General features: G+C 58.2%; 16 protein-coding genes. 5 read left to right on the top strand and 11 right to left on the bottom strand.

Features of this window, described 5'->3' with window-relative positions; all coding sequences use genetic code 11:
- Positions 1–11: 11 nt before the first annotated feature.
- From FBY12_RS11840 to sdhC, 5 genes are all read right to left on the bottom strand, one after another.
- Positions 12–2843, bottom strand: coding sequence for a 2-oxoglutarate dehydrogenase E1 component (locus FBY12_RS11840; RefSeq protein ID WP_101208035.1), 2832 nt, complete (start codon positions 2841–2843; stop codon positions 12–14).
- A gap of 259 nt (positions 2844–3102) precedes the next feature.
- On the bottom strand, positions 3103–3807 hold the full coding sequence (locus FBY12_RS11835; RefSeq protein ID WP_092271331.1) for a succinate dehydrogenase iron-sulfur subunit: 705 nt from the start codon (positions 3805–3807) through the stop codon (positions 3103–3105).
- Between the two features lie 11 nt (positions 3808–3818).
- Positions 3819–5594: a succinate dehydrogenase flavoprotein subunit gene (gene sdhA / locus FBY12_RS11830; protein WP_092271333.1), complete on the bottom strand. Its 1776-nt coding sequence runs from the start codon at positions 5592–5594 to the stop codon at positions 3819–3821.
- A gap of 3 nt (positions 5595–5597) precedes the next feature.
- On the bottom strand, positions 5598–5966 hold the full coding sequence (sdhD, locus tag FBY12_RS11825) for a succinate dehydrogenase, hydrophobic membrane anchor protein (RefSeq protein ID WP_092271335.1): 369 nt from the start codon (positions 5964–5966) through the stop codon (positions 5598–5600).
- Entirely contained in the window at positions 5960–6334 is a 375-nt protein-coding gene (gene sdhC / locus FBY12_RS11820; protein ID WP_054049451.1) for a succinate dehydrogenase, cytochrome b556 subunit, read from the bottom strand. Before sdhC ends, sdhD begins: the two co-directional genes overlap by 7 nt.
- A gap of 362 nt (positions 6335–6696) precedes the next feature.
- Here sdhC and gltA point away from each other — a divergent pair, with 362 nt between their 5' ends.
- A complete protein-coding gene (gene gltA / locus FBY12_RS11815) occupies positions 6697–7986 on the top strand; it encodes a citrate synthase (protein WP_003222994.1) in 1290 nt (429 codons plus the stop codon).
- 400 nt (positions 7987–8386) lie between these two features.
- Here gltA and FBY12_RS11810 read toward each other — a convergent pair whose 3' ends face one another.
- The 3 genes from FBY12_RS11810 to FBY12_RS11800 form a co-directional block, all read right to left on the bottom strand.
- Positions 8387–10045, bottom strand: coding sequence for a cation acetate symporter (locus FBY12_RS11810; RefSeq protein ID WP_121733498.1), 1659 nt, complete (start codon positions 10043–10045; stop codon positions 8387–8389).
- Positions 10042–10353 (bottom strand): DUF485 domain-containing protein, encoded by a 312-nt coding sequence (locus FBY12_RS11805; protein WP_145252957.1) that lies wholly within the window; start codon positions 10351–10353, stop codon positions 10042–10044. The genes FBY12_RS11810 and FBY12_RS11805 overlap by 4 nt, the downstream gene beginning before the upstream one ends.
- 283 nt (positions 10354–10636) lie before the next feature.
- The gene (locus FBY12_RS11800) at positions 10637–11488 is read right to left on the bottom strand and encodes a glycine betaine ABC transporter substrate-binding protein (protein ID WP_121733499.1); all 852 of its coding nucleotides are present in this window, start codon (positions 11486–11488) and stop codon (positions 10637–10639) included.
- Between the two features lie 299 nt (positions 11489–11787).
- Between FBY12_RS11800 and FBY12_RS11790 the strand changes: the two genes are divergently transcribed.
- Complete coding sequence (locus tag FBY12_RS11790; protein WP_145253310.1) at positions 11788–13383, top strand: beta (1-6) glucans synthase; 1596 nt, start codon at positions 11788–11790, stop codon at positions 13381–13383.
- Positions 13384–13492: 109 nt separating this feature from the next.
- On the opposite strand, the gene FBY12_RS11785 is transcribed toward FBY12_RS11790, so the two are convergent.
- Positions 13493–13861, bottom strand: coding sequence for a hypothetical protein (locus tag FBY12_RS11785; protein WP_145252956.1), 369 nt, complete (start codon positions 13859–13861; stop codon positions 13493–13495).
- 225 nt (positions 13862–14086) lie between these two features.
- Between FBY12_RS11785 and FBY12_RS11780 the strand changes: the two genes are divergently transcribed.
- Together FBY12_RS11780 and FBY12_RS11775 are read left to right on the top strand one after the other, a co-directional pair.
- The gene (locus FBY12_RS11780) at positions 14087–15385 is read left to right on the top strand and encodes a serine/threonine protein kinase (protein WP_092271347.1); all 1299 of its coding nucleotides are present in this window, start codon (positions 14087–14089) and stop codon (positions 15383–15385) included.
- Positions 15378–16166: a VacJ family lipoprotein gene (locus FBY12_RS11775; protein WP_092271349.1), complete on the top strand. Its 789-nt coding sequence runs from the start codon at positions 15378–15380 to the stop codon at positions 16164–16166. The genes FBY12_RS11780 and FBY12_RS11775 overlap by 8 nt, the downstream gene beginning before the upstream one ends.
- A 200-nt stretch (positions 16167–16366) precedes the next feature.
- Here FBY12_RS11775 and FBY12_RS11770 read toward each other — a convergent pair whose 3' ends face one another.
- Positions 16367–17278 carry a DUF808 domain-containing protein gene (locus FBY12_RS11770; RefSeq protein ID WP_109502345.1) on the bottom strand — a complete coding sequence of 304 codons (912 nt, stop codon included), beginning with the start codon at positions 17276–17278 and terminating at the stop codon, positions 16367–16369.
- A 152-nt stretch (positions 17279–17430) separates the two neighbouring features.
- Here FBY12_RS11770 and FBY12_RS11765 point away from each other — a divergent pair, with 152 nt between their 5' ends.
- Positions 17431–18039, top strand: a complete 609-nt coding sequence (locus tag FBY12_RS11765; protein WP_101208030.1) for a TetR/AcrR family transcriptional regulator — start codon at positions 17431–17433, stop codon at positions 18037–18039.
- A gap of 99 nt (positions 18040–18138) precedes the next feature.
- On the opposite strand, the gene FBY12_RS11760 is transcribed toward FBY12_RS11765, so the two are convergent.
- Positions 18139–18597 (bottom strand): transposase, encoded by a 459-nt coding sequence (locus tag FBY12_RS11760; RefSeq protein WP_145252955.1) that lies wholly within the window; start codon positions 18595–18597, stop codon positions 18139–18141.
- Positions 18598–18745 lie beyond the last annotated feature (148 nt).

The raw sequence follows: 18745 nt of genomic DNA, 5'->3' as shown, positions 1-18745 counted from the left end.
GCGCGAAGGCGTTAAACAGTAAAGGCGTCTTGCAGCAGTTTTTCCTGCTGCTCAGCGTGCATCGATGCGTAACCGCATGCAGGTGCAGCAGAAGCATCACGGCCGGCGTATTCGAGTACGAGCGACTTGTTGTGATTGCCAATGATGCGGCGCATGTGGTGTTGGCTGCAGTACCACGCACCCTGGTTCATCGGCTCTTCCTGACACCAAACAATGTGTTTGAGGTTGGAATACGGAGCCAGGACTTCGTTCAAGTCGTCCTCAGGGAATGGGTACAGCTGCTCGATACGCACGATGGCGATGTCATCACGACCTTCGGCACGACGTTTTTCCAGCAGGTCGTAGTAGACCTTGCCGCTACACAGGACAACGCGCTCGACCTTCAACGGGTCTTGGGCATCGATTTCCGGGATAACGGTCTGGAACGAACCTTCGGCCAGATCTTCCAGGGTCGAAACAGCCAGTTTGTGACGCAGCAGCGACTTCGGAGTCAGCACGATCAACGGCTTGCGCAGCGGACGGATCACCTGACGACGCAGCAAGTGGTAGATCTGCGCCGGGGTCGTCGGCACGGCTACCTGAATGTTGTGCTCGGCGCACAATTGCAGGTAACGCTCCAGACGTGCCGAAGAGTGCTCCGGCCCCTGACCTTCATAACCGTGCGGCAGCAGCATGGTCAGACCGCAAAGACGGCCCCACTTGTGCTCGCCACTGGTGATGAACTGGTCGATAACCACTTGGGCACCGTTGGCGAAATCGCCGAACTGGGCTTCCCAGATCACCAGCGCCTCAGGCGTGGTGGTCGAGTAACCGTATTCGAATGCCAGTACGGCTTCTTCGGACAGGAACGAATCGTACAGGTCGAAACGTGGCTGGCCTTTGTACAGGTTCTGCAACGGGATGTAGCTGCCCGCGTCTTTCTGGTTGTGCAACACGGCGTGACGGTGCGAGAACGTACCGCGGCCGATGTCCTGACCCGTCATGCGGATCGGGTGACCTTCGAACGCCAGGGTCGCGTACGCCATGGTTTCGGCGTAACCCCAGTTGATCGGCAGGCCGCCGACTTGCATCTTCTGACGGTCTTCGTAGATTTTCGAAACCTGGCGCTGAACCACGAAGCCTTCCGGAATTTCCAGCAGCTTGGCGGACAGTTCCTGCAAGGTCTTCAAGTCGAAACGCGTGTCGTGACGTGCAGTCCAGGCGTGGCCCAGGTACGGACGCCAGTCCACGAACAACTCTTTGTTCGGCTCTTTGACCAGGCTTTTCACAACGTGCAGACCGTTGTCCAGCGCGTTGCGGTATTCGTCGATCTTGGCCTGTACGCGCGCATCATCAACCACACCGGCCTGGGTCAGGCGTTCGGCGTACAGCTCACGCGTGGTGCGCTGTTTGGCGATCTGCTGGTACATCAGAGGCTGGGTGCCGCTAGGCTCGTCAGCTTCGTTGTGGCCGCGGCGACGGTAGCAAACCAGGTCGATAACCACGTCACGCTTGAACTGCATGCGGTAATCGATGGCCAGCTGGGTCACGAACAATACGGCTTCCGGATCATCACCATTCACATGGAGGATCGGCGCCTGGATCATTTTCGCAACGTCGGTCGCGTACTCGGTGGAGCGCGAGTCTTCCGGATTGCTGATGGTGAAGCCGACCTGGTTGTTGATCACCAGGTGAACCGTACCGCCAGTCTTGAAGCCGCGGGTCTGCGACATCTGGAAGGTTTCCATGACCACACCCTGACCTGCGAATGCAGCGTCACCGTGGATGGAAATCGGCAGGACTTTTTCACCGGTAGGGTCGTTACGACGATCCTGACGGGCACGCACCGAACCCTCGACCACTGGAGAAACGATTTCCAGGTGGGACGGGTTGAAGGCCATGGCCAGGTGAACTTCACCGCCGGTGGTCATGACGTTGGACGAGAAGCCCTGGTGATATTTGACGTCACCGGAACCCAGCTCGACCTTCTTCTTGCCTTCGAACTCGTCGAACAGCTCGCGCGGGTTCTTGCCGAAGGTGTTGACCAGCACGTTCAGACGGCCACGGTGGGCCATGCCGATAACGATTTCCTTGGTGCCGTAGGAACCGGAACGCTGGATCAGCTCGTCGAGCAACGGGATCAGGCTCTCGCCACCTTCCAGACCGAAACGCTTGGTGCCCGGGTATTTGGTGCCCAGGTATTTTTCCAAACCTTCAGCGGCGGTAACGCGCTCAAGCAGGTGGCTCTTGATATCGGCCGAGAACGCCGGGCGACCGCGCACGCTTTCCAGACGCTGCTGGAACCAGTGACGCTGCTCGGAATCGACGATGTGCGTAAATTCAGCGCCGATGGTGCGGCAATATGTCTGCTGCAACGCTTCGTGAATTTCGCGTAGGCTCGCCTCCTCTTTGCCGATGAACAGGTCGCCGGCACGGAAGGTCGTATCAAGATCGGCATTGGTCAAGCCGTAATGATTGATTGACAGGTCTGCAGGTGCAGGACGCTGCCACAGCCCCAGCGGATCAAGCTGGGCTGCCTGGTGGCCACGCATACGGTAGGCCTGGATCAATCGCAGCACTTCAACTTGCTTCTTCTCGTGCTCGCTGCTCACGCTCCCGGCAGACACCGGTTGGGCGCGGCGCTGGTTCTTTGCCAGCAAGACGAAATGATCGCGAATCGTGGAGTGCGAAACATCGGTGGCAGTGTTGCCGTCGGAAGGCAACTTCTGAAAGTAGGTGCGCCACTCTTCTGGCACAGCGTTAGGGTCGTGCAGGTAGAGCTCGTAGAGCTCTTCCACATAGGCAGCGTTACTACCGGATAGGTAGGCGCTGTTCCACATGCGCTGCATCACGCTTTCTTGCATGCTTGGTCACCCTCGGTTAGGGGAACACCACCGGCGTCGACACCGAGCAAACTTGCAGAAGTCCGAATGCAGCGACTAAAACAAGCCACTTAGGATCACGCTGATAGTCCGGGTACCAGCCCGGATGCCCCTGCTTGTCTCATTTCTTCAAAATAAGAGCTGCAGCTTTATGGGCTGCTGCTCAGGTTAAAACTACGGCGCCGGTTGAAGCCTGCGCCGTAGCATCTACGGGTACAGCGGTCCTGCGTTTACAGCTGTATCACACGCCGTTTTGCAGCAGCATGTTACGTACGTGTCCGATGGCCTTAGTCGGGTTCAGGCCTTTTGGACAGACGTTGACGCAGTTCATGATCCCGCGGCAGCGGAATACGCTGAACGGGTCATCCAGCGAAGACAAACGCTCGGCAGTCTTGGTGTCGCGGCTGTCTGCCAGGAAGCGATACGCTTGCAGCAGGGCAGCTGGGCCCAGGAACTTGTCGGGGTTCCACCAGAAGGACGGGCAAGAGGTCGAGCAGCAAGCGCACAGGATGCACTCGTACAGACCGTCGAGCTTTTCACGCTCTTCCGGAGTCTGCAGACGCTCGATGGCCGGAGCCGGCGTGTCGTTCTGCAGGAATGGCTTCACCTTCTCGTATTGCTTGTAGAAGATGCTCATATCGACGACCAGGTCACGGATAACCGGCAAACCAGGCAGCGGACGAACAACCAGCTTGTTACCTTTTACGACAGACGACAGCGGCGTCACGCATGCCAGGCCGTTTTTGCCGTTGATGTTCATGCCGTCGGAACCGCAAACACCTTCACGGCAAGAGCGACGATAGGAGAAACCCTCGTCCTGCTCTTTGATCAGGGCCAGCACGTCCAGCACCATCAGGTCTTTACCACCGGTATCAACCTGGAATTCCTGCATGAACGGCGCAGCGTCCTGATCAGGGTTGTAGCGATAAACACTGACTTTCAACATGGCAGCCACCCTTAATAAGTCCGAATCTTAGGTTCAAAAGTCGGAACAGTCTTCGGCGAGAAGTTCACGGCACGCTTGGTAACGCGCTTGTCACCCGGGAAGTACAAGGTGTGGCACAGCCAGTTTTCATCGTCGCGATCTTCAAAGTCTTCACGGGCGTGAGCGCCGCGCGACTCTTTACGGATCTCTGCAGCGATGGCGGTGGCTTCGGCCACTTCCAGCAGGTTTTGCAGTTCCAGGGCTTCGATTCGAGCGGTGTTGAACGCCTGGCTCTTGTCGTTGATCTTGACGTTGGCGATACGCCCACGCAGATCGGCCAGCTGGGCAATACCCTTCTGCATGTATTCGCCGGTACGGAATACACCGAAGTAGTTCTGCATGCAGCTTTGCAGCTCTTTACGCAGAGTTGCAACGTCTTCGCCTTCGGTCCGCGAGTTCAGGCCATCGAGACGTGCCAGGGCAGCATCGATGTCGGACTGGCGTGGGCGAGCGTAGTCGACGCCTTCTTTCAGGGTCTGTTCGAGGAACAGGCCGGCAGCACGACCGAATACCACCAGGTCGAGCAGCGAGTTGCCGCCCAGACGGTTGGCGCCGTGAACCGATACGCAAGCCACTTCGCCTACAGCGAACAGGCCCGGGATGATCTGGTCCACGCCTTCAGCGTCTTGAGTGATTGCCTGACCATGAATGTTGGTCGGCACGCCGCCCATCATGTAGTGGCAGGTTGGAACGACCGGAATCGGCGCTACGGCTGGATCGACGTGGGCGAAGGTCTTGGACAGTTCCATGATGCCTGGCAGACGGCTGTGCAGAACTTCTTCACCGAGGTGATCGAGTTTCAGCATCACGTGGTCGCCATCAGGGCCGCAACCGTTGCCGGCGATGATTTCTTTAACCATCGAGCGAGCAACCACGTCACGACCAGCCAGGTCTTTGGCGTTCGGAGCATAACGCTCCATGAAACGCTCGCCGTGCTTGTTGATCAGGTAACCGCCTTCACCGCGGCAACCTTCTGTAACCAGTACACCGGCGCCGGCGATGCCGGTCGGGTGGAACTGCCACATTTCAATGTCTTGTACCGGCACGCCAGCACGCAGAGCCATGCCGACGCCGTCACCGGTGTTGATCAGGGCATTGGTGGTGGACGAGTAGATACGACCTGCGCCGCCGGTCGCCAATACGGTGGCGTTGGCACGAACGTAGGAAGTTTCGCCAGTCTCGATGCAGATGACGATCATGCCGACAAAGGCACCATCTTCGTTCTTCACCAGGTCGACGCCGTAGTATTCGTTGAGGAATACGGTGCCGGCCTTGAGGTTGGCCTGGTACAGAGTGTGCAGCAGAGCGTGACCGGTACGGTCGGCAGCGGCGCAGGTACGTGCAGCCTGGCCACCCTTGCCGAAGTCTTTCGACTGACCGCCGAACGGACGCTGGTAGATGCGGCCCTGTTCGGTACGGGAGAATGGCAAGCCCATGTGCTCGAGCTCGAAGACCGCTTCCGGGCCTACGGAACACATGTATTCGATAGCGTCCTGGTCACCGATGTAGTCGGAACCCTTGACGGTATCGTACATGTGCCAGCGCCAGTCATCGTTTGGATCAGCGGAGGCGATGGCGCAGGTGATGCCACCCTGGGCGGATACAGTGTGCGAGCGAGTCGGGAAAACCTTGGTAACCACGGCAGTCTTGTGACCGCCTTGTGCCAGCTGCAGTGCGGCACGCATGCCAGCACCGCCGCCGCCAACAATAATGGCGTCGAACGAAAGCGTATTAACTGTAGTAGACATGAATCAGATACCCCAAAGAATCTGCACACCCCAGACGAAGTAGGCGAACATCGCAACGCCGCATACTGCCTGGAAGAGGAAACGTACTGCAGTCGCGGACTTGCCCAGCGCCATCGGCGTCAGGTAGTCGGTCGCGATGGTCCACATGCCGACCCAGGCGTGAGCGCCCAGGGCTACAAGGGCCAGCAGACTGAAGATACGCATCCCGTTGCTTGCAAACAGCTCATGCCATTGGACATAGCCAATGCCGGGGTGCATTGCCAGGTACCCGATCAGGAAGATGAAATAAGCCGCGAGGACAACCGCCGACACGCGCTGTGCCATCCAGTCATAGAGGCCCGAACGCGACAGGTTCGTAACGCTGGTTACCATATCCAAACTCCCGCCAGAACGATCAACACCGCAGACACGGCGATAATGATTTTCGAGCCCAGCTTGCCGCCTTCCAGCGTCTCACCGATGCCCATGTCCATGATCAAGTGGCGCACACCGGCTACCAGGTGATACAGCAGAGCGGACAGGAGGCCCCATGCTACGAACTTGGCCAGCGGGCTGGTCAAGGTTGCCTTCACGTCGGCAAAACCTTCCTCGGAACCCAAGGATTTGCTCAATGCGTACAGCATGAAGCCAATGCCCAGGAAGAGGATGATGCCGGAAACACGGTGAAGAAACGACGTAACGCCGGTGATGGGGAGTTTGATGGTCCTTAGGTCTAGGTTTACAGGTCGTTGGCTTTTCACGGCTTTTTTTCACACTGAAGAGCCCCTAACAATCAGGGCAAAGTTGTTGGGGAGTGCACTGGTCAGGTAACCACCACCCAGGGATGCGACCCCCAATAAAGCAGGCCCAAAAGCCCCTGGCGGTCGGTGGCCGAGTATAGACAGTTAGGCTACTAATGACAACGCGTTCACCTTCCCCTAATAGCGCATTGCACAAGTTGAATAAAAGGCGTAAATGGCAGGCAATTTCGAGGAAAAAGTACGGTTAAAGCCTTCTGGAGCAAGACTTTAGGCAAATTGACATTCGGATTTATCTCACTATAGTGGTGCGGGCCCTGCGTGGGGGGTCTGTCTGATGATTTCAAGCATAAATAGGAGGCCACATGGCTGACAAAAAAGCGCAGTTGATCATCGAGGGCGCAGCCCCCGTCGAGCTGCCCATTTTAACCGGCACCGTTGGTCCCGATGTAATCGATGTTCGGGGCCTGACGGCCACGGGCCGTTTCACCTTTGACCCTGGCTTCATGTCGACAGCTTCCTGCGAGTCGAAGATCACCTATATCGACGGCGACAACGGCATCCTGCTGCACCGCGGCTACCCGATCGAACAGCTGGCTGAAAAGTCGGACTATCTGGAAACCTGCTATCTGCTGCTCAACGGCGAATTGCCGACCGCAGAACAGAAGGCCCAGTTCGTCAGTACCGTGAAGAACCACACCATGGTTCACGAGCAATTGAAGACTTTCTTCAACGGCTTCCGTCGCGACGCCCACCCGATGGCCGTCATGTGCGGTGTAGTAGGCGCCCTCTCGGCCTTCTACCACGACTCCCTGGACATCAATAACCCGCAGCATCGCGAAATCTCCGCGATCCGCCTGGTTGCCAAGATGCCGACCCTGGCAGCGATGGTTTACAAGTACTCCATGGGTCAACCCATGATGTACCCGCGCAACGACCTGACGTACGCGGAAAACTTCCTGCACATGATGTTCAACACGCCGTGCGAGATCAAACCGATCAGCCCGGTACTCGCCAAGGCAATGGACCGGATCTTCATCCTCCACGCCGACCACGAGCAGAACGCATCGACTTCCACCGTGCGCCTGGCCGGCTCGTCGGGTGCCAACCCGTTCGCCTGTATCGCCGCTGGTATCGCTGCACTGTGGGGCCCTGCCCACGGCGGCGCCAACGAAGCAGTTCTGACCATGCTCGACGAGATTGGCGATGTGTCGAACATCGACAAGTTCATCGCCAAGGCCAAGGACAAGAACGATCCGTTCAAGTTGATGGGCTTCGGCCACCGCGTTTACAAAAACCGCGACCCGCGCGCTACCGTCATGAAGCAGACCTGCGACGAAGTGCTCAAGGAACTGGGGATCAATAACGATCCGCAACTCGAACTGGCGATGCGCCTGGAAGAGATTGCGTTGACTGATCCGTACTTCATCGAGCGCTCGCTGTACCCGAACGTCGACTTCTACTCGGGGATTATTCTCAAGGCGATCGGCATTCCGACCAGTATGTTCACCGTGATCTTCGCTTTGGCGCGGACTGTCGGCTGGATTTCTCACTGGAAAGAAATGCTCTCCAGCCCGTACAAGATTGGCCGTCCGCGCCAGTTGTACACTGGGTATGAGTCGCGTGATATCACCAAGCTGGAAGACCGCAAATAAGATTTGTCTTGCGATAACGTCTTAGGTTGTACCGGGAACGGCCTCTATTTATATAGAGGCCGTTTTTGTTTGTGGGGGCTCAGCAGCGGTGGCACCGAGTGGGTTTTCCGGCGGTTTCGCTCTGACAGCGAGTCACTTTGCAGCTGGTTCATACACCGACAGACAAGACGCCATCGCGAGCAAGCTCGCTCCCACAGGGAATCCACCTTGGATGCCGGATTCAGGCATGACGCTAATCCTGTAGGAGCTGAGCTTGCTCGCGAAAGCGGTGGGTCAGTCAATGCATATGCTGCCAGACACACCGCCATCGCGAGCAGGCTCACTCCTACAAAAAAAAGCCAAAAAAATGCCCCGGTCTCTCGACCAGGGCATTTCAATTCAAACAACCTCTACAACGGCATCAGTGCGAAACCGCCCCGCTCGCCCCCAACCCAGTCTGCGACCGAACGAATTGCGGGAAAAACAACGCCCGCTCATTCACCCCAGCCGTCGACTTGTCAGTAATCGAGAAAAACCAGATCCCGACAAATGCAATCGCCATCGAAAACAGCGCTGGATACTCGTACGGGAAAATTGCCTTTTCGTTATGCAGAATCTGCACCCAAATGGTCGGCCCGAGCACCATCAAACCAACAGCACTGATCAGCCCCAACCAGCCGCCAATCATCGCGCCACGGGTCGTCAGCTTCTTCCAGTACATCGAAAGCAGCAACACCGGGAAGTTACAGCTCGCCGCAATCGAGAACGCCAAGCCAACCATGAACGCAATGTTCTGGCTCTCGAACAAAATCCCCAAGCCAATCGCCAGCACACCCAGCGCAACCGTGGTGATCTTCGAAACGCGGATCTCGTCCTTGTCGTTGGCTTTGCCCTTCTTGATCACACTGGCATACAAGTCATGCGACACCGCCGTCGCACCGGCCAGGGTCAAACCTGCCACAACCGCCAGAATGGTCGCGAACGCTACCGCCGAAATGAAGCCGAGGAACACACTGCCGCCGACCGCATTGGCCAAGTGCACCGCCGCCATGTTGTTACCGCCCAACAATGCGCCAGCCGCGTCCTTGAACTCAGGATTGGTGCTGACCAACAGGATCGCGCCAAAACCGATGATGAACGTAAGAATGTAGAAGTAACCAATGAAGCCAGTCGCGTACAGCACGCTCTTGCGTGCTTCTTTTGCGTCGCTCACGGTGAAGAAGCGCATCAGAATGTGCGGCAGGCCAGCGGTACCGAACATCAGCGCCAGACCCAGCGAGAACGCCGAAATCGGGTCTTTCACCAGTCCACCGGGGCTCATGATCGCCTCGCCTTTCGGGTGAACTTTGATCGCTTCGGAGAACAGCATGTTGAAGTCGAAGTTGACGTGTTTCATCACCATCAGCGCCATGAACGAGGCACCGGACAGCAGCAGCACAGCCTTGATGATCTGCACCCAAGTGGTCGCCAACATGCCGCCGAACAGCACGTACATGCACATCAGGATACCGACGAGGATCACCGCAACGTAGTAGTCGAGGCCGAACAGCAGCTGGATCAGCTTGCCGGCACCGACCATTTGCGCGATCAGATAGAACGCCACCACCACCAGCGAACCGCAGGCAGACAAGGTGCGGATCTGGGTTTGCCCGAGGCGGTAGGACGCCACGTCGGCAAACGTGTACTTACCCAGGTTACGCAGGCGTTCGGCGATCAGGAACAGAATGATCGGCCAACCCACGAGGAAGCCGATCGAGTAGATCAAGCCGTCGTAGCCAGAGGTGAACACCAGCGCGGAAATACCCAGGAAAGACGCCGCCGACATGTAGTCGCCGGCAATCGCCAAGCCGTTCTGGAAACCGGTGATCTTGCCGCCGGCCGCATAGTAGTCGGCCGCCGAATTGTTGCGTTTGGACGCCCAGTACGTGATGCACAGGGTCAAACCGACGAACGCCACGAACATCAGGATCGCGGACACGTTCAGCGGTTGTTTGTGCACTTCGCCAGTCAGCGCTTCGGCCGCCCAGACGCTCGGGGCGAAGGCTGCGATGCTCAATAGAGCGATTAGACGCCGGATCATTGCTGAGCCTCCTTGAGAATCGCATTGTTCAGGTCGTCAAATTCGCCATTGGCGCGTGTTACGTAGATTCCGGTCAGGACAAACGCTGACAGGATCAACCCGACACCAATCGGTATCCCCCAGGTAATAGAAGACTCAGGGCTGATCTTCGCGCCCAGCACATGCGGGCCGTAAGCGATCAGAAGGATGAAGCCGGAGTAAAGCCCAAGCATGATCGCCGATAGAATCCAGGCGAACTTTTCTCGCTTACTAACCAGCTCCTTGAAGCGCGGGCTGTTTTGAATCGAGAGGTAAATGCTGTCGTTCATTGTTTTTATCCTCGCAGCACAGATTATTGTTAGAACGTAGCCACTTTATGCGGCTGCGGGACGGCTTCCAGACGACCTTAGTATTAGAACGACATGACAGAATTGCCATTTTCCAGAACTAAATAGTTAGCGTGCTTTGCACCTGTGGGAGCAAGGCTTGCCCGCGATGGCGATAGTAAGAACGCCATCGCGGGCAAGCCGTGCTCCTGCAGGAATGCAAAAGGCCCCTTGGCGGTTATGCCAAGGGGCCTTGAGAAGTACGGGCTAGACGCTTTTGGCTAGATCACTTGATCCAGTCGGCAACTCGTTCCGGGTGTTTTGCCACCCAGGCCTTGGCCGCCGCATCAGGCTTGGCGCCGTCCTGAATCGCCAGCATGACTTCGCCGATTTCGTCCTTCGACGCCCACTGGAAGTTTTTCAGAAATTTCGCCACTTCCGGTGCCTTGGTCGCCAAATCCTTGCTGCCAATGTTGTTCACGGTTTCCGCCGCGCCATACACGCCTTTCGGATCGTCGAGGAAACGCAGTTTCCACTTGGCAAACATCCAGTGCGGCACCCAACCGGTGACGGCGATGGATTCGTTTTTCTTCTCGGCACGGGTCAGCTCGGCAATCATGCCGGCGCCGGAACTGGCCTTGAGCTGATAACCGGTCAGGTCATAGTCCTTGATTGCCTGTTCGGTCTTGAGCATCACACCCGAACCGGCATCAATCCCAACGATGCGTTTCTTGAAGGTGTCATCGGTTTTCAGATCGTCGATGGTCTTGGCTTTGACATATTCCGGCACGATCAGGCCGATTTTTGCGTCCTTGAAGTTCGGGCCGTAATCGACGACTTGATCCTTGTTCTTGGTCCAGTAGTCGCCGTGAGTCACCGGCAGCCACGCCGACAGCATGGCGTCGAGTTTGCCGGTCGCCACGCCTTGCCACATGATCCCGGTGGCGACGGCTTGCAGCTTCACGTCGTAACCGAGTTTCTGCTTGATCACTTCCGCGGCCACGTGGGTGGTCGCGACGCTGTCGGACCAGCCGTCAACGTAACCGATGCTCAGGGTTTTGGTCTCGGCGTTGGCGAATGTGGAGCCAATCGCAAGCACCAGTGCGGCACTCGCGCCTAAAAGTCGTCGCATCTTCATCGTTACTTCCCCGAAAGTGCTGCGCCCGACGGATGCCGAGCGGCGTCAACGTATTGTTATGGTGCACAGCGCCTCCATCACGCCTGACCGCCAACTCGCCCGCGTCAGCGCGATTGACCAAGGAGAACACTGACGCCTCGATAATCAACCTGACGCCATCCGCGACCTGCTCTGCCAGCGACCTCAAGGCATCGAGAAACGACATCAGAAGGCCATTAATCGCGACGAGCACAAACACCCTTCCCGATCCGCCCGAACTTTGCATGTCAAAATCATGCAAGGCCCCAAGCGCGCGGCAAATACAGGTAACATGCGCGGCTTTGCTCCCAGACGGCCAGACCATGCCCGCGACTTCACGCTTTCCTTTTTCAGCCTATCTATTCGCTTGCCTGCTGGGGCTGTTTGCCCTCGGCGGTTTCTGGTACGGCCTCGGCAAACCGGTGATTCTGCCGGACGCGGCCAGCGCCACGCACAAGTTGCAATGCGCGTCCTACACGCCATTCGACAAAGACCAGTCGCCGTTCGATCAGCTGTTCAAATTGCGCCCCGAGCGCATGGACGCCGACCTCGCGCTGCTGGCCACGCGTTTTGAATGCATCCGCACGTATTCCATGACCGGCCTCGAAGCCCTGCCCGACCTGGCGCGCAAGCACGGTTTGAAGCTGATGATTGGCGCCTGGGTCAACAACAACCCGGTCGACACCGCCAAGGAAGTCGACCTGCTGATTGCCTCGGCCAACGCCAACCCGGACGTCGTGACCTCGGTGATCGTCGGCAACGAAGCCTTGCTGCGCAAAGAAGTCACCGGCGCGCAATTGGCCAAACTGATCAACAAGGTAAAAAGCGCGATCAAGCAACCCGTCACCTATGCCGACGTCTGGGAATTCTGGTTGAAGCACCCGGAAGTCGCGCCAGCGGTGGACTTCCTGACCATCCACTTGCTGCCGTACTGGGAAGATGATCCGTCGAACATCGACGCCGCGCTGCAACACGTCGCTGAAGTGCGCCAGGTGTTCGGCAACAAGTTCGCACCCAAAGACGTAATGATTGGCGAAACCGGCTGGCCGAGCGAAGGCCGCCAGCGTGAAACCGCGCTGCCGAGCCGGGTCAACGAAGCGAAGTTCATCCGTGGTTTTGTCGCCATGGCCGAAGAACAGAACTGGCATTACAACCTGATCGAAGCGTTTGACCAGCCATGGAAACGCGCCAGCGAAGGCGCGGTCGGCGGTTATTGGGGTTTGTACGATGCCGATCGTCAGGACAAAGGTGTGCTGGCCGGCCCGGTGTCGAACGTGCCGTACTGGTCACAATGGCTGGCGGTGGGCGGTTTGATCTTCCTCGGCACCTTGCTGCTGGGCGGCCGGGTTCGCAGCACTCGTGCGGCGTTGGTGCTGCCGCTGCTGGGCGCACTGGCGGCTTGCTCGATTGGCGCCTGGGGCGATCTGGCGCGAGTCACCACACGCTTTGCCAGCGAATGGTTGTGGGTGGGCTTGTTGACCGCGCTGAATCTGCTGGTGCTGGCGCATGCCGCACTGACCTTGAGCGCCCGCAGCGGTTGGCGCGCCAAGGCTTTTGCCGTGCTGGAACGCCGAGCCGGTTGGCTGGTAGCCGCGGCCGGGTTTGCGGCGGCGGTGATGATGTTGGAATTGGTCTTCGATCCGCGTTATCGCAGCTTTCCGAGCGTCGCGTTCATCCTGCCGGCGCTGGTTTACCTGTGCCGTCCGGTGAGTGTGCCGCGTCGGGAAATTGCCCTGCTGACCTTCATCATCGGCGCCGGCATTGCGCCGCAGCTGTTTCGTGAAGGTTTGCAGAACCAGCAGGCCTGGGGTTGGGCGCTGGTTAGCGTGTTGATAGTTGCAGCGTTGTGGCGGTGTTTGCGGGTTCGCAAGGGCTGATCTTCAATACCGCTGCTGGCCTCTTCGCGGGCAAGCCTCGCTCCTACAGGGGATCTTCGGTGTTACGCAGATCAAATGTGGGAGCGAGCTTGCTCGCGATGACGGACTATCAGGCGACCCGGGAAGCCCGGACCAACCGCAACGCCGCAATCACCACCGCAAACACCGCTAACGTCGTGTTGTACAACGCCAACGCCGGGAACCCCAGCACCAGCGCCAACACTGCCAGCCACCACCCGGCGCGGCCCGGCACGACAAAACCGATCAGCGCTGCGGCCAACGCGCCCCAGCCCAACACCTTGAAGTGAATCATCAGGCCCAGGTTCGAGCGCACTTGGCATTCCCAGCGACTCGCCTCATCCACGCAGAGGCCGACCCATTGCGCGTCCTCCATGAAGCCATAACGCGCGCCATAACTGGCGGCCAGCCACAAGGGCAGCAAAACAAGCAGCAGAATCACGGGCATACGGCGAGACATGGAGCACTCCAATAAGCGAAAACGGCGGCCAGCTTAATCTCCCGCCAGCCTTGTGCAAGCCTTAACAACAGTTAACTGGGCAAGCAATCGCTGCAAAGTGTATCGTCCGGCTACTATTACTCCGAATTCAGCCCTGATTGGTGCCGCTCCATGGCACTTTGGCGCAAACCCCGTGGTCATAGCCTGCGAACTTCATTCGGCACCTTTCCTCTAAGGGATTTAGTCATGCTCCGTTCCTTGCGCTTCGCCGCCCTGTTTGGCGGCCTTATTTTGAGTGCGTCCGCACTGGCGGTCGACATCGACGCCGCCAGCTATGGCTTCCCCTTGACGAATCCGTTCGAGGCGACGATTGCCACCACACCACCGGACTTGCGCCCGGAGTTGCCGGCCAACGAAGACATCAATCAGGAAGACCGCAGTGTGCGGTTGCGCCCTGAACGTGAGTTCAGCCTGCCGGATAACTTCTGGCCGGTAAAAAAGCTCACTTACCGCATCGCCACCCAGGATCACGCGGCGCCGCTGATTTTTCTGATCGCCGGGACCGGCGCGCGCTATGACAGCAGCCTCAACGAATACCTGAAGAAGCTTTATTACAAAGCCGGTTATCACGTGGTGCAGCTGTCGTCGCCGACCAGTTTCGACTTCATCAGCGCTGCCTCACGCTTCGCTACACCGGGCATTACCAAGGAAGACGCCGAGGACATGTACCGGGTGATGCAGGCCGTTCGGGCGCAAAACCCGAAAACGCCGGTCACCGAGTACTACCTCACCGGTTACAGCCTGGGTGCGCTGGATGCCGCGTTCGTCGCTCATCTGGACGAAACCCGTCGCAGCTTCAACTTCAAGAAAGTCTTGCTGTTGAACCCGCCGGTGAACCTCTACACCTCGATCACCAACCTGGACAAGCTTGTCCAGACCGAGGTTAAAGGCATCAACAACAGCACCACGTTCTACGAATTGGTGCTGAACAAGCTGACCCGCTACTTCCAGCAAAAAGGCTACATCGACCTCAACGATGCACTGCTCTATGACTTCCAACAGTCCAAGCAGCACCTGAGCAACGAACAGATGGCCATGCTGATCGGCACCTCGTTCCGCTTCTCGGCCGCCGACATTGCGTTTACATCCGACCTGATCAACCGTCGCGGTCTGATCACGCCGCCGAAATACCCGATCACCGAAGGCACCAGCCTCACGCCGTTCCTCAAGCGTGCGTTGCAATGCGATTTCGACTGCTATATCACCGAACAAGTGATCCCGATGTGGCGCGCCCGCACCGACGGCGGCAGCCTGCTGCAACTGATCGATCAGGTCAGCCTGTATGCCTTGACGGATTACCTGCGCGACAGCCCGAAAATCTCGGTCATGCACAACGCTGACGACGTGATTCTCGGCCCAGGCGACCTCGGTTTCCTGCGCAAGACATTCGGTGACCGCTTGACCGTTTACCCATTGGGCGGCCATTGCGGCAACCTTAACTATCGCGTCAACAGCGACGCCATGCTGGAGTTCTTCCGTGGCTAAATATCTCCTGCTTATCGCAGCGTTACTCTGTGCAGGCGTCGCCAATGCCGACAACAGCAAAGCCAACGCACCCGTGGTGATCGACGGTGACGGCTTCAAGGAACCGCTGAGCAAACTCAAGTTCAACCCGGGCCTGGACCAACGCGAATTCGAGCGCTCTACGCTCAACGCGCTGAACGTCTACGACCCGCTGGAAGAGTGGAACCGTCGGGTTTACCACTTCAACTACCGGTTCGATGAATGGGTGTTCCTGCCGGTGGTCGATGGCTATCGCTACATCACCCCAAGCTTTCTGCGCACCGGCGTGAGCAACTTCTTCAACAACCTCGGCGATGTGCCGAACCTGCTTAACAGCATGTTGCAGTTGAAGGGCCATCGCTCGCTGGAAACCACCGCGCGGCTGCTGCTCAACACCACGATCGGCGTCGCCGGCCTGTGGGACCCGGCCACCGCCATGGGCCTGCCGCGCCAGAGCGAAGACTTCGGCCAGACGCTGGGTTTCTACGGCGTGCCGGGCGGCGCTTACTTCGTGCTGCCGATCCTCGGCCCATCGAACCTGCGTGACACTGCAGGCCTGGTGGTCGACTACAGCGGCGAGGCGGCGGTCAACTTCTTGAACGTCTCCGAAGTCAGCTCCAACCACCCGGAAATCTGGGCTTTGCGCGCGGTCGACAAGCGCCACCAGAACAGCTTCCGCTACGGCCAGCTCAACTCGCCGTTCGAGTACGAGAAGGTGCGTTACGTCTACACCGAGTCGCGCAAGCTGCAGATCGCCGAGTAACCCTGGCATTCCATAATCTGCGGGCAACAAAAAAGGCCATTCGATGCGAGTCGAATGGCCTTTTTTTGCGCTTGATCCAACACCCGAAATCCCCTGTGGGAGCGAGCTTGCTCGCGATGAAGGCATAACAGTCAACATATACGCTGACTGTTACACCGCCATCGCGAGCAAGCTCGCTCCGACAATGATCAGCGTCAGCTTCAGCCTTTGACTGATTTCCAGAGTTTGCCCACCAGCATCACCACCGCCAATACCGCCGCGCCGGCAACAATGCCCGCTACCGCGTTGAGCAACGTCGGCACGATAAACGCTGCCCCGCCGGCGCTGGCGCTGACGCCTTCGATCCAGTGATGCACCACCGGTACGCCGTGGGTGAGAATCCCGCCGCCGACCAGAAACATCGCGGCCGTGCCGATCACCGACAGGCTTTTCATCATGTACGGCGCCGCACGCAGAATCGCGCCGCCGATGCTTTTGGCCACTTGACCCGGCTTCTGCGTCAACCACAGGCCCAAGTCATCGAGTTTGACGATGCCCGCCACCAAGCCGTAAACGCCGATGGTCATCACGATGGCGATGCCCGACAGCACGATCACTTGCTGGGTCAGCGACGCGTCAGCCACGGTGCCGAGGGTGATGGCGATGATTTCTGCGGAGAGGATGAAGTCGGTGCGGATCGCGCCTTTGATCTTGCCCTTTTCGAACGCCACCAGATCGGTCGCCGGGTCAGCCACGGCTTCGACCAGTTGCGCGTGCTCGGCTTGGGCTTCTTCCTTGTGCAGGAACTTGTGCGCGAGTTTCTCGAAACCTTCAAAGCACAGGTAAGCGCCGCCGACCATCAACAGCGGCGTCACCAACCACGGAATGAACGCGCTGATGGCCAGCGCCGACGGCACCAGGATCAGTTTGTTGAGGAACGAGCCCTTGGCGACCGCCCACACCACCGGGATTTCCCGTTCGGCGCGCACGCCACTGACTTGCTGGGCGTTGAGCGCCAGGTCGTCGCCGAGCACGCCAGCGGTCTTCTTCGCGGCCATTTTGGTCATCAACGCAACATCGTCGAGCACGGCGGCGATGTCGTCGATCAGCAACAGCAAACTGCTTCCTGCCATGAATCAGGTTTCCTTCAAATGTGGAATGCCGCGCAGCATAGCGCGAGCCGACGCACCGTGGGGCATTCTTGAGCGCTGCGCGAGCCCGGTGCTACCATGCGCAACCGCCGAAACAGGCAAGGAACTCCCTGGTTCAAGGAACTACCTGGTTTATGAGCACTATCCGCGAGCGCAACAAAGAACTGATCCTGCGTGCCGCCAGTGAAGAGTTTGCCGACAAGGGCTTCGCTGCGACCAAAACCAGTGATATCGCGGCCAAAGCGGGATTGCCCAAGCCCAACGTCTATTACTACTTCAAGTCCAAGGAAAACCTCTACCGCGAGGTTTTGCAAAGCATCATCGAGCCGATCCTGCAGGCCTCGACGCCGTTCAACGCCGACGGCGTGCCGGGTGAAGTGCTGAGCGGCTACATCCGTTCGAAAATCCGCATCTCGCGCGATCTGCCATTCGCCTCCAAAGTGTTCGCCAGCGAAATCATGCACGGCGCCCCGCACCTGAGCGCCGACCTGGTCGAACGCCTCAACGGCCAGGCCAAGCACAACATCGACTGCATCCAGACCTGGATCGACCGCGGCCAAATCGCCCCGATCGACCCCAACCACCTGATGTTCAGCATCTGGGCGGCGACCCAGACGTATGCTGATTTCGATTGGCAGATCTCGGCAGTCACCGGTAAAGCCAAACTGGATGAAGCAGATTACGAAGCGGCGGCGCAGACGATTATTCGGTTGGTGTTGAAAGGATGTGAGCCGGATCGGTAGATGGCGGCGTCTTGATCGCGAGCAGGCTCACTCCTACATTTGGAATGCATCCCTCTGTAGGAGTGAGCCTGCTCGCGATCGAGTCACTTCGGTATCCGGTCAAACCCAGATCGCATCCCACAGCGGATAGTCGCCCAGCTTCTCCACCAGTCCAGCCCGCAACGGGTTGGCTACGACATACCGAGCAAGCTTGACCAAATCCTCCTCCCGCCGAAGTGCCCGATCATGGAATCCTCTCTGCCAGAGTTCAGTAGCTCGACCACTACACTGCTTCACTGCCTTGGTACTCATCGACTTGGTCTTTTGCATCAACTCGCTCAAAGAGCCGCGCTGTAACTCAATCAACCAATGAAAGTGATCGGGCATGACCACCCAGGCCAGGGAGTTTGCCAAGCCTCGGTCCTGCGCAGCGCGCAATTGCGCAACGACCAATCTGCCCAAGGCAAAGTCGTTGAAGACAGGTTCTCTGCGAAATGTGTTGGTGGTCAGCAGATAAATTCGGTTGGGTTCGGCATAGCGGCCGAGGCGCAATCGATGTGCAGCGGGTAGGTCCGGCATTCCTTTGCCCTTTCATGATGAATTCAGGAAAAGGCTAGACCTGTGAAGGCTGGGAGACGGGGCAAACAGTTGGCTGGATGTGTCTGATAGATAGCTATCGCGAGCAGGCTCACTCCTACAGGGGATTTGCGGTGTTGACACAATTTGT

It is taken from the genome of Pseudomonas sp. SJZ131 (assembly GCF_007828705.1).
Classification (GTDB): domain Bacteria; phylum Pseudomonadota; class Gammaproteobacteria; order Pseudomonadales; family Pseudomonadaceae; genus Aquipseudomonas; species Aquipseudomonas prosekii.
The sequence above is the reverse complement of the archived record's forward strand: the minus strand, read 5'-3'. Positions and strand labels throughout refer to the sequence as shown.

Bases quoted from the DNA above. Each gene is read 5' to 3' on its own strand.
- FBY12_RS11785 (WP_145252956.1), bottom strand. From the start codon at position 13,861: ATGTCTCGCCGTATGCCCGTGATTCTGCTGCTTGTTTTGCTGCCCTTG.
- FBY12_RS11765 (WP_101208030.1), top strand. From the start codon at position 17,431: ATGAGCACTATCCGCGAGCGCAACAAAGAACTGATCCTGCGTGCCGCC.
- FBY12_RS11805 (WP_145252957.1), bottom strand. From the start codon at position 10,353: ATGAACGACAGCATTTACCTCTCGATTCAAAACAGCCCGCGCTTCAAG.
- FBY12_RS11770 (WP_109502345.1), bottom strand. From the start codon at position 17,278: ATGGCAGGAAGCAGTTTGCTGTTGCTGATCGACGACATCGCCGCCGTG.
- FBY12_RS11835 (WP_092271331.1), bottom strand. From the start codon at position 3,807: ATGTTGAAAGTCAGTGTTTATCGCTACAACCCTGATCAGGACGCTGCG.
- FBY12_RS11800 (WP_121733499.1), bottom strand. From the start codon at position 11,488: ATGAAGATGCGACGACTTTTAGGCGCGAGTGCCGCACTGGTGCTTGCG.
- sdhD (WP_092271335.1), bottom strand. From the start codon at position 5,966: ATGGTAACCAGCGTTACGAACCTGTCGCGTTCGGGCCTCTATGACTGG.
- FBY12_RS11840 (WP_101208035.1), bottom strand. From the start codon at position 2,843: ATGCAAGAAAGCGTGATGCAGCGCATGTGGAACAGCGCCTACCTATCC.
- FBY12_RS11760 (WP_145252955.1), bottom strand. From the start codon at position 18,597: ATGCCGGACCTACCCGCTGCACATCGATTGCGCCTCGGCCGCTATGCC.
- gltA (WP_003222994.1), top strand. From the start codon at position 6,697: ATGGCTGACAAAAAAGCGCAGTTGATCATCGAGGGCGCAGCCCCCGTC.
- FBY12_RS11810 (WP_121733498.1), bottom strand. From the start codon at position 10,045: ATGATCCGGCGTCTAATCGCTCTATTGAGCATCGCAGCCTTCGCCCCG.
- sdhA (WP_092271333.1), bottom strand. From the start codon at position 5,594: ATGTCTACTACAGTTAATACGCTTTCGTTCGACGCCATTATTGTTGGC.
- FBY12_RS11780 (WP_092271347.1), top strand. From the start codon at position 14,087: ATGCTCCGTTCCTTGCGCTTCGCCGCCCTGTTTGGCGGCCTTATTTTG.